We start from the raw sequence: 16,505 nt of genomic DNA on the forward strand, positions 1-16,505 counted from the left end.
GTGGGGCTCCTGATCGTGCAAGTTCAGCTGAGGTTGTCGATGAACTCGAAGAGTTCGTGATCGTCCGCGGTGTCGAGATGGTCGGCGTCGCCGCTCGGATCGACCGCACCGGCGTCCCTGCCTTCGAGTTCACGCAGCAGGGCGGACAATGTGGTCGCCAGCGACGACCGGTCGGCGGCCGACAGTTCGGCGGAGGCGACGCTGCGACCCAGCGCTTCCACGTCGGCCGCGATCCGTTTCGCGGGGTCCTCCACCGGCGCGATCACCTGACGCAGGTAGCCGGCCAGTTCCCGCGGACTCGGGTAGTCGAACATCGCGGTCGCGGGCACCGGGACGCCCGCGGCCGATTTCAACCGGTTGCGGAATTCCATGACACCGAGCGAGTCGAATCCGATGTCGGTGAAGGGTTTGTCGGCGGCGATGGACTCGATGTCACTTCCGAGCACCGCCGCGGCCTCGCCGCGTACCAGATCGAGGACGACGCGGTCCTGCTCGGCAGTCGGCAAGCCCGCCAGGCGGTGCACCGGCTCGGGTGTTCCGGTCCCCGCGTTCTCGGCCCGGCGGCGGCTGGGTCCCAGCAGGTCGCGCATGATCGGGCGCGGATCGTGATCGGCGACCTCCGTGAGCGCGACCCGGGCCGCGACGAACGCCGCACTACCGTCGGACAGGGCGGCGTCGAACAGGGCCATGCCCTCTTGTTCACCCAACGGCGAAAAACCCTCCCGCCGCAACCGGGCGAAGTCGGTGTCGCCGAGCGCCCGAGTCATACCGGTGTCCGCCTGCCACGGGCCCCAGGCGATCGAGGTCGCGGGCAGACCGTGCACATGCCGGTGCTGGGCCAGCGCGTCGAGGAACATGTTCGCCGCAGCGTAATTCGCTTGTCCCGCATTGCCGATCACACCCGCGATCGACGAATACAACACGAACATCGACAAATCCGCATCACGCGTCGCCGCATGCAGATTCCACGCCGCGTCCACCTTCGGCCGCAACACTTCCGCGATCCGCTCCGCCGTCAGGTTCTCCAGGAGCGCGTCGGCCAGCACCCCTGCCGCGTGCACGACGCCGGTCAACGGATGCTCCGGCGGGATCGCCGCCAGTACCGCGTGCAACGAATCCCGGTCCGCGGCGTCACAAGCGACCACGTCCACCTGCGCGCCGAGGGCGACGAGCTCCTCACGCAACTCCGTGGCACCGGGCGTGCCCGGGCCGCGCCTGCTGGCCAGCACCAATCTGCGCACCCCGTATTCGGTGACCAGATGCCGTGCCGCCAACGCACCCAGACCACCGGTGCCACCGGTGATCAACACCGTGCCCTCCGGCCGCAACGGCCTCGGCACGGTGAGCACGTTCTTGCCGATATGCCGAGCCTGACTCATGAATCGCAACGCCTCGGGAAGATCCCGCACGTCCCATGCGGTCAGTGGGGAGGCGGTGAGCACACCCGCCTCGAAGAGGTCGACTACACGGGTCAAGATCTCGTGGAGCCGGTCGGGGTCCACGTCCATGAGCATGAACCCGCTGTAGGCGACTCCGGGGTGTTCGGTGGCGACCTGGGCTGGATCACGCCGATCCAGCATGCCCATTTCGACGAACCGGCCACCCGGCCGGAGCAACCGCAACGACGCGTCCACGAATTCACCCGCCAACGAATCCAGCACCACATCCACACCACCGGTCAGCGCACCGAACTTCCCCTCGAACTCCAACGACCGCGAATCACCGATCTCCTCCGCACCGAAACCCAACCCTCGCAACACGCCCCACTTCGGCCGACTCGCCGTCACCAACAACCGCGCACCCAACCACCGCCCCACCTGCACCGCGGCCAACCCCACACCGCCCGTCGCCGCATGCACCAACACCGTCTCCCCGGCACGCACCCCTGCCACATCCACCAACCCGTAGAACGCCGTCGCGAACACCGCGGGCACCGCCGCCGCCTCCGCGAACGACCACCCCGCGGGCATCCGCACCACCAACCGGCGATCAACCACCACCAACGACCCCACCCCTGTCAAGAACCCGAAAACCTTGTCACCGGGCACGATTTCAGACACACCCGCACCCACCTCGACCACCACACCCGCACCTTCCACACCCAGCGCAGCATCCGGGTCGGGGTAAGTGCCGAGCGCGACCAGCACGTCGCGGAAGTTCAGGCCGACCGCCATCGTGCGCACCCGAATCTGCCCCGGAGCCAGCGGCGCCCGGGCGTCCCGAAGTTCACGCAGATCGAAGTTGTCCGCACCGAGCGTGCCTTTCCCGATCGGCGCGAGTTCCCATTCCCGGTGGTCGGCGGGCCCGGCGGCGCGCAGTAGCTCCGCGCCGCGCAGACCGGCGTGCCCGGCACGGTGCAGTCGCGGTGCGTGCGGGACTCCGCCGCGGACGGCCAGTTGCGGTTCGGCCTCCAGCGCCAGCGCCGATACGACGCTGTGCCGCAAACGATCCCACTCGTCGACGTCGACGAGGACGAGCCGGTCCGGGTGTTCGCTCTGAGCGGTGCGCAGCAACCCCCACGCCGCGGCCGCCGCCGGATCCACGGACTCTCCGGCGTGGACGGCCACCGCCCGCCGGGTCACTACGGCAACGCGGCCGTCCCGTGCCAGCAACTCCCGCAGGCGTGTCGCCGTCGCGGTCACCACCGCGCGCACGGTCGCGGGCAGCTCGACCCCGTCGACGTCGGTTTCGACCCGGGCCACCGTGATGTCCCGGCCCGCGACGTGCACGGTCTCGAAGTCACCGGCGACGCCCCAGACCCCGGTGCCGCTCGGTTCTGCCGCAGGCAGAGCTGTCCAGTCGAGTTCGTAGCCGACTGCGCGGTGCCGCGCCGAGGTGAACGCGCCGGTCGCGAGACTGCGCAGGCTCAACGCACCGATCTCGGCCACCAGCCGTCCCGAAGCGTCGGTGAGGGTCACCGCGATCCGGGTTTCTCCCCCCGCCGCGCCGGACACGGCGGCATGGACCCGCACCGTGGTGGCTCCGGCGGCATGCAGTCTGACGTCCTCCCAGGAGAACGGCACGGTCACCGCACCGGCCACCGGATCGGGCGCCAGCCCGCCGACCAGGACGGAGTGCAGCGCCGCGTCCAGCAGCGCCGGATGCAGGCCGTACCCGCCGGCCTCGGTGCGCGCGGACTCGGGCAGCACGACCTCGGCGAAGACTTCGCCGTCGCCGCGCCACAGCGCGGTCAGCCCACGGAAAGCCGGGCCGTACGCATAGCCGAGTTCGTCCAGATCCGCATAGGCGCCAGCCAGGTCCAGCGCTGTCGCACCGGACGGTGGCCCGCTCGCCCCCGCCGTGGCGGCCGACGGGCCATCCGCCCGCGCGGTCACCGTCGCGGTCACGTGACGCGCCCACGGAGCGTCGGCATCGGGCTCCGCACCGTCGCGCGACCGCGAATACACCGTGACCGCCCGCGCACCGGATTCCTCCGGGCCACCGGCGACCACCCGCAACTCGATCGCACCTGCGGCGGGCACCGGCAGGGGCGCCTCGATCACCAGCTCCGACACCGCCGGGCAGCCCAGGACCGTGCCGACGTGCAGGACGAGTTCGACGAAAGCGGCGCCGGGGAACACGACCGCCCCGCCGACCGCGTGATCAGCCAGCCACGGATGATCCGCTGCGGACAATCGCCCAGTGAACACGACATCCGGCGAGTCCGGCAACCGCACCAGAGCGCCCAGCAGTGGATGACCCGCGTCGTCCAGACCCGAGTGCGCGACGTCCGCCACCCGGACCGGCGGCAACCAGTACCGCTGCCGCTCGAAGGCGTAGGTGGGCAACGCTACCCGCGTGGTCGCACGGCCCGCGAACAACGGCGTCCAGTCCACCGGCACACCTCCGGCGGCGGACTCCGCCAGCGCGGTCACGAACCGATCCGGCTCGTCGGTCGAGCGCCGAGCGGCCGCGACCACGATCGACTCCGCTTCCGCCGCGGGCATTTCGGCCAGACACTGCCGGACCATCGCCGCCAGCACTGCATCCGGGCCGACCTCGAGGAACCGCCGGACGCCGTCGTCGATCAGGGTCGCGATGCCGGGCGCGAACCGGACACACCCGCGTACCTGGGCCACCCAGTAGTCCGGGTCGGTCGCTTCGGCGTCGACCAGAGCGCCCGACACATTCGACACGATCGGGACGGACGGCCGATGGTATGTCAAACCTTCTGCCACACGCCGGAATTCGTCGAGCATCGGATCCATCGCCGCCGAATGGAACGCATGGCTCACCCGCAGCCGCGAGGTCCGCACATTCGCCGCGGCCAGCCGATCGGCGATCGCGCCGATCGCGGTGGCCGCCCCGGAGAACACCACCGATTCCGGCCCGTTGACCGCGGCGATCGAGACCTGGCCACCGAACTCGCCGAGCACGTCCACCGCCCTGTCCTCGGGTATCGCGGCGGCCAGCATCGCGCCGTCGCCGGGCAGTGCGCCCATCAACCGCCCGCGCGCCACAACCAGCGAGCACGCGTCCGGCAGCGACCACACTCCGGCGAGGTAGGCGGCGGTCAGTTCGCCGATCGAATGTCCGATGAGCACATCCGGAACGACGCCGAACGATTCCAGCAGCCGGAACAGCGCCACCTCGAACGCGAACAAGGCGGGCTGGGTGAACTCGGTCCGATCCAGCAGCCCGGCGCCGTCCGGGTCGAAGACCAACTCCCGCAGCGACCGGCCGAGCATCGGATCGATGTGGGCGCACAGTTCGTCGAAAGCCGTGGCGAACACACCGAACGCCGCGTACAGACCGGCGCCCATCCCGGCGCGCTGCGCGCCCTGACCGGTGAACAGGAACGCGGTGCGGCCGCTCGTGTTCGCCTTCGCCGCGATCGCACCCGGGGCACCTGCGGCCAATTCCGCCAGCCCGGCGAGCAGTTCGTCCCGGCCGCGGCCGACGACGGCGCCACGCCACGGCAGCTGTGCGCGGGAGGTGATCAGCGCATGCGCGGTGTCCCACAGGGCGGCGTCGGGATGGTGGATCGACCACTGCCGCAGCCGCTCGGCCTGCGCTCGCAGCCCCGACGCGGAGTCGGCCGACACCAGCCAGGGCACGGCCGTCTCGAGGGGAGGCCCGGCAGCGGACACGACCGGCGCCGGCGCGGGCGCCTCTTCCAGGATGGCGTGCGCGTTGGTGCCGCTGACACCGAACGACGAGACGCCCGCTCGACGCACCCGGTCACCGGACGGCCATGGCTGCGGCTCGGTCAGCAACCGCACGTCACCCGCCGACCAGTCCACGTGCGGGCTCGGCTCGTCCGCGTGCAGTGTCTTCGGCAGGGTTTCGTGCCGCAGCGCCTGCACCATCTTGATCACGCCACCGACACCCGCGGCGGCGATGGTGTGGCCGAGATTGGATTTGACCGACCCGATGAACAGCGGGCGACCGGCGCGGTCGTGCCCGTAGGCGTTGATGAGGGCCGTGGCCTCGATCGGATCGCCCAGCGTCGTGCCGGTTCCGTGCGCCTCCACCGCGTCCACGTCCGCGGGTGTGAGCCCCGCGTCGGCCAGCGCCGCGGCGATCACCCGCTCCTGGGACGGACCGTTCGGCGCGGTCAGGCCATTGCTCGCACCGTCCTGGTTGACCGCGCTGCCGCGAACCAGAGCGAGAACAGGGTGCCCGAGGCGCTGGGCATCGGACAACCGTTCGAGCACGAGCACCCCGACGCCCTCGGCGAAACCGACGCCGTCGGCGTCCGCGGAGAACGATTTGCAGCGTCCGTCGGGCGCCAGCCCGCGCTGGCGGGCGAAGTCGACGTACAGATATGGATCCGCCGCGACCGTCACACCGCTCGCCAGCGCCAGCGAGGTCTCTCCGTTGCGCAGCGCCCGGGTGGCCTGATGCAAGGCGACCAGCGACGACGAGCACGCGGTGTCCACCGTGACGGCGGGACCTTCGAAACCGAAGACGTAGGCGACCCGGCCGGAGATCACGCTGTGCGTGGTGCCGGTGAGACGGTAGCCCTCCAGGTCTCCGGTGATCCGGTCACCGTAACCGGATGAGCACGCTCCGGCGAACACCCCGGTGTCGCTGCCGCGCAACGCGGCCGGGTCGATACCGGCGTCCTCCAGCGCCTCCCAGGTCGCTTCCAGCAGCAGGCGCTGCTGCGGATCCATGGCGGACGCCTCCCGGGGGCCGATGCCGAAGAAGGCGGCATCGAAATCGCCCGCGCCGGACAGGAATCCCCCGCGCCGGGTGTAGGAGGTACCCGGTTTGTCGGGATCCGTGTCGAACAGTCGCGCCAGATCCCAGCCGCGGTCGGCGGGAAAGTCTCCGCTGGCGTCCGTGCCGGTGGCCAGCAATTCCCAGAGGCTCTCCGGTGAGGTGACTCCGCCGGGGAAGCGGCAGCTCATGCCCACGACTGCGATCGGTTCGTCGACCGGTCGGTTGCGCCGCGGCGTCTGCTCGGCGGGTTCGGGCGCGGCGTCGGGCATCGCCAGGGAGCGCACCAGTTTCGCCATCGCGGTCGCGGTCGGGTGATCGAAGACCAGCGTCGAGGGCAACTGGAGACCAGTCGCTTCGGACAGCCTGTTGCGGAATTCCATGACACCGAGTGAGTCGAATCCGATCTCGCGGAACGGTGTGTCCGCCGGGATCGATTCCGCGCCGGTATGCCCCAGCACCGCAGCGGCCTGGGCGCGGATGAGGTCGAGCAGGACGCGGTCCTGCTCGGCAGCGGAACGACCCGCCAGCCGCGCGGCCAATTCCGGTCGTTGCGCCACGTCATCGGCGACCCGGCGGCGCGACGGCCGCGCCAGATCACCGGTCAGCGCACGAGGTTTCGTCTCCGCCAGGGCGTCGCGGTCGACGCGGACGGCCACGAACCCGGACGCGCCACTCGCGAGCGCGGCGTCGAACAGGGCCATGCCCTCTTGCTCGCCCAACGGCGGGAAACCCTCCCGCCGCAACCGGGCGATGTCGGCGTCACCGAGCGCGCTCGTCATGCCGGTGCTGCGACCCCACAATCCCCAGGCGATCGAGGTCGCGGGCAGACCGCGCACATGCCGGTGCTGGGCCAGCGCGTCGAGGAACATGTTCGCCGCAGCGTAATTCGCTTGTCCCGCATTGCCGATCACACCCGCGATCGACGAATACAACACGAACATCGACAGATCCGCATCACGCGTCGCCGCATGCAGATTCCACGCCGCGTCCACCTTCGGCCGCAACACTTCCGCGATCCGCTCCGCCGTCAGGTCGGTGAACAGACCGTCGGCCAGCACACCCGCGGCGTGCACGACGCCGGTCAGGGGATGCTCGGACGGGATCGCCGCGAGCGTCGCCGCGAGGGCGTCCCGGTCCGCCGCGTCACAGGCGACGACCTCCACGTGCGCACCCGCGGCCACGAGTTCCGCACGCAGTTCGGCCGCACCGGGCGTGTCCGGGCCGCGTCTACTGGTCAGCACCAGCCTGCGCACCCCGTACTCGGTGACCAGATGCCGTGCCGCCAACGCACCCAGACCACCGGTGCCACCGGTGATCAACACCGTGCCCTCCGGCCGCAACGGCCTCGGCACGGTCAGCACGTTCTTGCCGATATGCCGAGCCTGACTCATGAATCGCAACGCCTCCGGTGCCTGCCGCAGATCCCACGCGGTCAGCGGGGACGGCTGCAAGGTTCCGGTCTCGAACAGCTCCACGACCGTGGTCAGGATCTCCCGCAGCCGTTCCGGCGCCACGTCCAGCAGGACGAAACTCGCGTACCGCACTCCGGGGTGTTCGGCGGCTACCCGCTCGGGGTCACGGCGATCCAGCAACCCCATCTCCACGAACCGGCCACCGGGCGCCAACAACCGCAACGACGCGTCGACGAACTCGTCCGCCAACGAATCCAGCACCACATCGACACCACGCCCACCGGTCAGCGCACCGAACTTCTCCTCGAAATCGAGCGATCGCGAATCACCGATCTCTTCATCGCCGAAGCCCGACCGTCGCAACACATCCCACTTCGGCCGACTCGCCGTCACCAGCAATCGCGCACCCAACCACCGCCCCACCTGCACCGCGGCCATGCCCACTCCACCCGTCGCGGCATGCACCAGCACCGTCTCCCCGGCCCGTGTCCCGGCCACGTCCACCAACCCGTAGAACGCCGTCGCGAACACCGCGGGCACCGCCGCCGCCTGCGCGAACGACCACCCCGCGGGAATCGGCACCAGCAACCGGGAATCAGTCACCGCGAGCGACCCCACACCCGTCAAGAACCCGAAAACCCGTGCACCGACGGCGAGTTCCGTCACCCCTACGCCGACCTCGACCACCACACCCGCACCTTCCACACCCAGCACAGCGTCCGGGTCGGGGTACATTCCCAACGCGATGAGCGCGTCGCGGAAGTTGAGGCCGACCGCACGCACCGCCACCCGGACCTCGCCGGGGCCGAGCGTCCGCAACGCCTCCGGCGTCTCCAGCAACGTCAGGTTGTCGCCGGACAAGGTGCCCTTGCCGTGGTGGATCAGCGCCCACGCCTGCTCCCGCGTCGCCACACTCGCGTTCCCGACCTCGCCCGCGGCCCGGTGCAGGCGCGCGACGTGCGGGATGCCACGGCGAACGGCGAATTGCGGTTCGGAGCTCGTGGTGATCGCGAGGGCGACATCGTGCCGGTAACCGGCCCAGTCGTCGACGTCGACGAGCAGGATCCGATCCGGATGCTCGCGCTGAACGGTGCGCAGCAAGCCCCACACCGCTCCGGCGGCCGGATCGACCGGCTCGCCCGGGTGCGCCGCCACGGCCCGGCGGGTGACCACGACGATGGTGTCTTCCCGATCCAGCAGCCGCTGGAGCCGGGTGGTCACCGCGGTCACCACATCTCGCACCGATTCCGGCACGTCGCGGTCCCCGGCCTCGTCCAGCCGGATCACCGTCGCCGCCCGGCCCGCGAGATGCACGGTCTCGCTCTCCTCGGCGTCGCTCCAGACGCCGGTGTCCGCGACCGTGCCGGCCTCGGGCAAAGCGATCCACTCCACCCGGTAGCCGAGTCCCTCGCTGCGCGGCCGGGACCGTCCGAGTGCCGCGACCGGGATCGGGCGCATGGTCAACGCGCCCACCTCGGCCACCGGCAGACCCGATGCGTCGGTGAGGGTGACCGCGATCCGCTCGGCCGCGGCCGTGACACCGACTACGGCCGCGTGGACCCGCACCGTGGTCGCTCCCGTCGCGGACAACTTGACGTTCTCCCAGGAGAACGGGACCGCGACCGTCCCTTCCGGCACGTCGGATACCAGCCCGCCCAGCAGGATCGGATGCAGCGCCGCGTCCAGCAGAGCAGGATGCACCCCGAATCCGGCGGCCCCGGCGCGGCCGGGCTCCGGCAGTGTCACTTCGGCGAAGACTTCGCCGTCACCGCGCCACAGTGCGGTCAGCCCTTGAAACACCGGACCGTAGTCGTAACCGCGTTCGGCCAGATCCGCGTAGGCACCGGCGATATCGATGGCGGGCACACCGGCCGGTGGCGCGGCGGCCACCGCCGGGCCACCGGCGTCCGCTTCCGCGGTAATGGTGGCGGAGACGTGGCGAACCCACCGCGGTGCGCCCGCGCTCTCGTCGGCCGCCCCCTCCGACCGTGAATACACCCACACCGAGCGGGTGCCCTTCTCGTCCGGAGCGGCGGCCACCACCCGTAGTTCGACGGCTCCCGTCGACGGGACCACCAGGGGCGCCTCGAGCACCAGTTCGGCCAACAGCGCGCATTCGACCACCGCGCCCACATACAGGACGAGTTCCACGAAGGCGGTTCCGGGCAGCACGGCCACGCCCGCGACCGCGTGATCGGTCAGCCACGGATACGCCGAACGCGACAACCTGCCGGTGAACACCGCCTCGTCGCTGTCGGGCAACCGCACCATCGCCGCCAGCAAGGGATGCGCCGCCTCGTCCAGGCCCGACTGCCGCAGATCCGGCGCACCGCTCGGCGCCAGCCAGTGCCGCCGGTGCTCGAACGCGTACCGCGGCAGGTCCACCCGGGTGGCGACGGGCGCCGACACGTGCCCCGCCAGGTCGATACCGGCGCAGTGGGCGCGGGCCAGCGCGAGCGCGAGCTGCCGCGGCCCGCCATGTTCGCGCTTCAAGGTGCCCAGGACGGCCACCCGATCGGACGCGCCGATGGCGTCCGACGTCAACTCGATCCCGACCGTGAGGACCGGGTGCGGGCTGACCTCGATGAAAGCGTTCACCCCCACTCGCTGTAGCGCTTCGACCGACTCGGCGAACCGGACGGGCTCGCGCAGGCCGCGATACCAGTAGGCGGCATCCAGCAGGGCGGTGTCGACATAGTCCGCGGTCACCGTCGAGAAGAACGGCACGGAACCGGATTGCGGCGCGACCTCGGCCAGCTCCGCCAGGATCCGATCGCGGATGGACTCCACCGCGGCCGAATGCGACGCGTAGTCCACCGGAATCCGTCTCGCCCACACGCTGTCGGCCGCGCAGGCCGCCAGGAATTCGTCCACGGCCGCGGTCTCCCCCGAAACCACGGTCTGCGCCGGACCGTTCACCGCCGCCACGGACAAACGGTTCCCGAACCCGGTCAACCGGTCCGCAACCGCGTCCGCCGCCAGACCGACCGACGCCATGCCGCCCGCTCCCGCCAGTTCCTCGGCCACGATCCGCGACCGCACGGCGACCACACGCGCACCGTCGGCGAGCGAAAGCCCGCCCGCGACCACGGCCGCCGCGATCTCCCCCTGCGAATGTCCCACGACCGCGGCGGGTTCCACCCCGCTCGTCCGCCACACTCGCGCCAGCGACACCAGCACCGCGAAAAGCGCGGGCTGCACCACGTCCACCCGGTCCAACGATGCCGCGCCCGGCTCTCCGCGCAGCACCGCGGTCAGCGACCAGTCCACGAACGGCGACAGCGCCGCCTCACATTCCGCGATCGACTCCGCGAAGACCTCGTGTGTGGCGAGCAGTTCGGCGCCCATCGCGGGCCACTGGCTGCCTTGACCCGGGAAAACGAACGCCACCCTGCGCGCCGCGGCCCGGCCGGTCACCACGGCATCGCCGTCGGCGCTCGCGGATCCGGCCAGACTCGCGAGCCCGGACCGCAGATCATCGAGGTCGCGCCCGACGACCGCGGCGCGGAACTCCAGCTGCGCGCGATGCCGCAGCAGGGTGTGCGCCACATCGTCCGCGTGCACGTCGTCCCGCTCGGTCAGCCATTCGGTGAGCCGAAGTGCCTGCGCGCGCAGCGCCTCCCGGGTGCGTGCCGTCACGGTCCACGTCCGGACGCTCCGATCACCGGAATCGTCCGAGACACCGGCGCTTCCGGCCGGAACCACCGACGACGGCGCCTCCTCCAGGATCAGGTGCGCGTTGGTCCCGCTCATCCCGAACGACGACACCCCGGCCCGGCGCACCCGGTCGCCGGCCGGCCAGGGCTCCGGCTCGCTCAGCAGCCGCACGGACCCCGCCGACCAGTCCACATGCGGGCTCGGCGCATCGAGATGCAGCGTCTTCGGCAGCATTTCGCGCCGCAACGCCTGCACCATCTTGATCACTCCGCCGACGCCCGCGGCCGCGACGGCATGGCCGATGTTCGATTTCACCGATCCGATGCGCAGTGGTTGCGCCCGCCCGGCGCCGTAGGCCGCGATGAGCGCCTGCGCCTCGATCGGATCCCCGAGCGCCGTGCCGGTTCCGTGCGCCTCCACCGCGTCCACCTCGGCGGGTGTCAGCCCCGCGTCGGCCAGCGCCGCGGCGATCACCCGCTCCTGCGACGGACCGTTCGGCGCGGTGAGGCCATTGCTCGCACCGTCCTGGTTGATGGCGCTCCCGCGCACGACCGCCAGGACCCGGTGCCCGAGGCGGCGGGCGTCGGCGAGGCGCTCGACGACGAGCACGCCGACGCCTTCGGACCAGGTGACGCCGTCGGCCGCGGCGGAGAACGGCTTGCACCGCGCGTCCGCCGCCAGCCCCCGCTGGCGCGCGAAGTCGACGAACAGCGCCGGACTCGCCGAAATACTCACGCCACCGGCCAGCGCGAGGGATGTCTCGCCCTGTCGTAGCGCCTGACACGCCAGATGCAGCGAGACCAGCGACGAGGAACACGCGGTGTCGACCGTGACGGCGGGACCTTCCAGGCCGAAGACGTAGGCCACGCGGCCGGAGATCACGCTGTGCGAGGTCCCGGTCAGCCGGAAACCTTCGTACTCCCCGGTCACGCCCTCCGCGTAACCCGAGGCGCAGGCGCCGACGTACACGCCGGTGTCCGTACCGCGCAGCGCGGCGGGATCCAGGCCCGCGTCCTCCAGAGCTTCCCAGGCGACCTCCAGCATCAGCCGCTGCTGCGGATCCATCGCCGCCGCCTCGCGCGGGCCGATGCCGAAGAACCCGGCGTCGAAATCCGCCGCCGCGGAGAGGAATCCGCCTTCCCGGATATAGACCGTGCCCGGCTGAGCCGGATCGGGATGGAACAGCCGCTCCAGGTCCCAGCCACGGTCTTCGGGGAACGGCGTGATCGCGTCGGTTCCGGAAGCGACGAGACGCCACAGATCGTCGGCCGATCCGACACCGCCGGGGAAGCGGCAGCCGATCCCGACGATGGCGATCGGCTCGTCCGATCGGGTGCGGCGCACGGCGCGCGGCGCGGCGGAATCCACGCCTTCTAGGCGCGCGCGCACCAGCCGCGCCACCGCGGTGGGCGTCGGGTGATCGAACATCAGCGTCGCGGGCAGCGCCAGCCCGGTGGCGGCGGCCAGCCGGTCGCGCAGCTGGACTCCGCTCAGCGAGTCGAATCCGAAGGCCGTGAACGGCAGATCGGAGGGGACGGCCTCGGCCGACTCGTAGCCGAGTACCGCTGCGGCCTGCTCGGCGACGACTTTCAACACCAGCGCGTCCCGCTCCGGCTCCGCAACGGCGAACAGCCTCGGCGCCAGCGGACCCTCCACCGCGGCACGCCTGCGGCGGGCGGGAGCAACGGCCGGCGCAGACGCGGCCACCCCCGGCCGGGTCTCGTCCACTGCCCGGTCGACAATGTGCAGCCCCAGCGATCTGATCACGAGAACTGGGTCGCCGTCCTCGGAGACGGCGGTCACATGCATGGTGTCCGCGCCGACTTGCTCGATCCGAACCCTGGCGGCGGCGACACCGTCGCGGTACAGCCGAACGCCGCTGAACGACAACGGCATCGGGGTCCGGGTGGGCGAGTCGTCGGCGAGCAGATCCGCCGCGGGGTGCGCCATGGCGTCGAGCAGCGCGGGATGGATGCCGAACCGGCCCTGATCGCCCACCGACTCGTCCAGCGACACCTCGGCGAACACCTCGCGGCCTCGCAGCCAGGACGCCGTGACTCCCTGGAACGCGACGCCGTAACCGAGCCCACGACCGGCCAGGCGGTCGTACAGTTCTTCGGCGGCCAACGGCTCGGCCCCGGAGGGCGGCCACTCGACGCCCGGCCGGACGGGGATCGCGTCACGGCCTCCGGCCAGCACCCCTTGCGCGCACCGAGACCATTCCGCGGCGGCGTGGGCGGCCTCGGTGGCCGGGGGGCGGGCGTGGACGGAGAACGCCCGCCGCCCGCTCTCGTCGGCCGCCGCGACGCGCAGCTGGATCGCCCACGGCAGGTTCGCGGGCAGCGGCGTCTCGACCCGCAGTTCCTCGACCTCCCCGGCGCCCACCCGGATGCCCACGCTCAACGCGGCCTCGAGCCAGACGGCCGCGGGGACCGCGGGCGCCCCGGAGACGACGTGATCCGCCAGCCAGCGGTGGATGTCGGGGGCCAGGAGCCCGGTGAACAGCCATTCGTCGCGCTCCGCCACCGCCACCGCGGCGCCCAGAATCGGATGGTCCGGCGCGATCAGCCCGGCGCGGCGCATATCCGCGGCACCCGCCCCGCCGCCGGCCTCCGGTGTCCAGCACCGGCGGCGCTGAAACGCATAGACCGGCAGGTCCACTCGCGCGGCGGGCGGGGCCAACTCCGCCGCCAGCGCGTCGATACCCGCGCAGTAGGCCCGCGCCGCCGCCGCGGCGAACTCCTCGGGTCCACCGTGACCACGTCGCAGGGTGCCGCACACCGCCACCCGGTCGGCCGCGCCCAGTGCCGCGGCCACCAGTTCGATCGCCGAGGCGACCACCGGATGCGGACTCGTCTCCACGAACGCCGTCATCTCCGCACCCAGCAACGCCTCGATCGCCTCGCCGAAGCGCACCTGCTCGCGCAACCCGCGATACCAGTACGCCGCGTCCAGCCCGGCTGTATCCACGAACTCGGCCGTCACCGTCGAGAAGAACGGAATGTCACCGGTCTTCGGCTGGATCGGCGCCAGGTCGGCCAGCACCCGGTCGCGAATCCCTTCCACCGCAGCCGAATGCGACGCATAGTCCACCGGGATTCGTTTCGCCCAGATTCCCTCGGCCGTGCAACCCGCGAGGAACTGCTCGATCGCGTCGGCTGCCCCGGACACCACCGTCTGGCCGGGGGCGTTCACCGCCGCTACCGACAGCCGGCCGCCGAAGGCCGCCAGCCGGTCCGCGACCGCGTCGCCCGGCAAGCCGACCGACGCCATACCGCCCGATCCCGCGAGCAGTTCCGCGACCGCGCGCGACCGTAGGGCCACCACGCGCGCCCCGTCCTCGAGCGACAATCCACCGGCCACCACCGCGGCGGCGATCTCGCCCTGGGAATGCCCCACCACGGCCGACGGTCGCACCCCGGCGGCCTGCCACCGCCGTGCCAGCGATACCAGCATCGCGAACAGGACAGGCTGCACCACATCCACGCGATCCAGCGAGGCGGCGCCCGGCGTCCCCCGCAGCACCTCGGTCAACGACCAGTCCACGAACGGCGTCAGCGCCGCCTCGCATTCCGCGATCGATGCCGCGAAGACCTCGTCCGAGGCCAGCAGTCCGGCACCCATTCCCACCCACTGGCTGCCCTGGCCCGGGAACACCAACACCACTCGCCGCGCCGCGGCCCGGCCGGACACCACGGTGGGATCGCCGCCGGCAGTGTCCGGCGCCGGCTCGGCCAGAGCGGCCAGCCCTGCGCTCATCCGATCGGTGCCGGACCCCACAACCGCTGCCCGCCACTCCAACGGAGTCCGGGTATGGGCGAGCGAGTACGCCACCTCGGCGGCACCAGCCCGCGGGCTGTCGGCCAGCCATTCCCGCAAACGAACAGCCTGCTCCCGCAGAGCTTCCCGGCTGCGCGCCGACAGAACCCACACCGCAGGCCGTGATTCACCGCTCGCGCCGGTCACCTCGACGGCAGCCGTGGCAGGCGCCTGCTCGAGGATCACGTGCGCGTTCGTTCCGCCCATCCCGAACGACGACACCCCGGCCCGGCGAGGCGCATCACCTGCCCACGGCTGCGTGCTGGTCTGCACCCGCAGCCCCAGGTCGTCCAGCGGGATGCGGGGATTGGGATTGCGGAAGTTCAAGCTGGGCGCCAGCTGCCCGTGCCGCAGGCACAGTGCGGTCTTGATCAGCCCCGCGATTCCCGCGGCGCCTTCCAGATGGCCGATATTGGTTTTGACCGACCCCACGGCCAGCGGCTCACCCGCCGGACGGCCCGCCCCGTATGTCTCGCCCAGAGCTGCCGCCTCCACCGGGTCGCCCGCGGGCGTACCGGTACCGTGCAGCTCCACGTACTGCACCGATGAGCCGTCGATCCGGGCCGCCGTCAGGGCGGCCCGGATGACGGCGGCCTGGGTAGCGGCGCTGGGTGCGCTCAACACCTGCCGCTCGTTGCCGTTGTTGACGGCGCTGCCGCGGATCACGGCGTAGATCCGGTGTCCCGCCGCGATCGCGCGCGCCACCGGCTCGAGCACGATCATGCCGCCGCCTTCACCGCGGACGGTGCCGTCGGCCCGATCATCGAAGGTATGGCATTTCCCCGTCGCCGAATGCGCGCCGAACTGTTCGTACCTTTCGCCGCTCAACGGGGACAGGATGAGATTCAATCCGCCCGCCACGGCCACGTCGCACTCGCCGCCGCGGATGGACTCGCAGGCCAGGTGCACCGCGACCAATGACGAGGACTGTCCGCTGTCGACGACCAAGCTCGGCCCGGTGAACCCGTAGTAGTTCGAGATCCGGTTGGCGGTCACCCCTCGGCCGACCGCCCACAGCGAATGCCTGCCAATGCCGCTACTGCCCTGTGCGGCCACGATTTCGGCGAAATCGGTTCCGGTGCAACCCAGGAAGACTCCGGCCCGCGCCCCGGTCACGTCACCGAAACCGGCGTCCTCCCATGCCTCCCAGCTGAGCTCGAGGCCGAGCAGCTGCTGGGGGTCGAGGGCATTCGCCTCGTTCGGTGGGACACCGAAGAATCCGGCATCGAATTCCGTGGCCGAGTCGAGGAATCCCGCTGTCTCCTCGACACCGGGCCGGTCGGCGGACGCGGACCCGACGGCATCGCGGCCCTCGCGCAGCAGTCGCCAGAACTTCTCCAGGTCGGACGCGCCCGGCATGCGGCACGACATTCCGACGATAGCGATATCACTCGCTGCTTCGACCATGGGATTTCCTCTGTCTCGCCTCTTCGATGCCACGTGTCACGC

1 protein-coding gene is annotated in these 16,505 nt (G+C 71.4%); it reads right to left on the reverse strand.

The window, feature by feature from the left end:
• Positions 1 to 23 precede the first annotated feature (23 nt).
• The gene (locus ABZ803_RS13550; protein WP_357036658.1) at positions 24 to 16,463 is read right to left on the reverse strand and encodes an SDR family NAD(P)-dependent oxidoreductase; all 16,440 of its coding nucleotides are present in this window, start codon (positions 16,461 to 16,463) and stop codon (positions 24 to 26) included.
• Between the last annotated feature and the right edge of the window lie 42 nt (positions 16,464 to 16,505).

This window comes from Nocardia sp. NPDC047648 (assembly GCF_040642815.1).
Taxonomy (GTDB): domain Bacteria; phylum Actinomycetota; class Actinomycetes; order Mycobacteriales; family Mycobacteriaceae; genus Nocardia; species Nocardia gamkensis.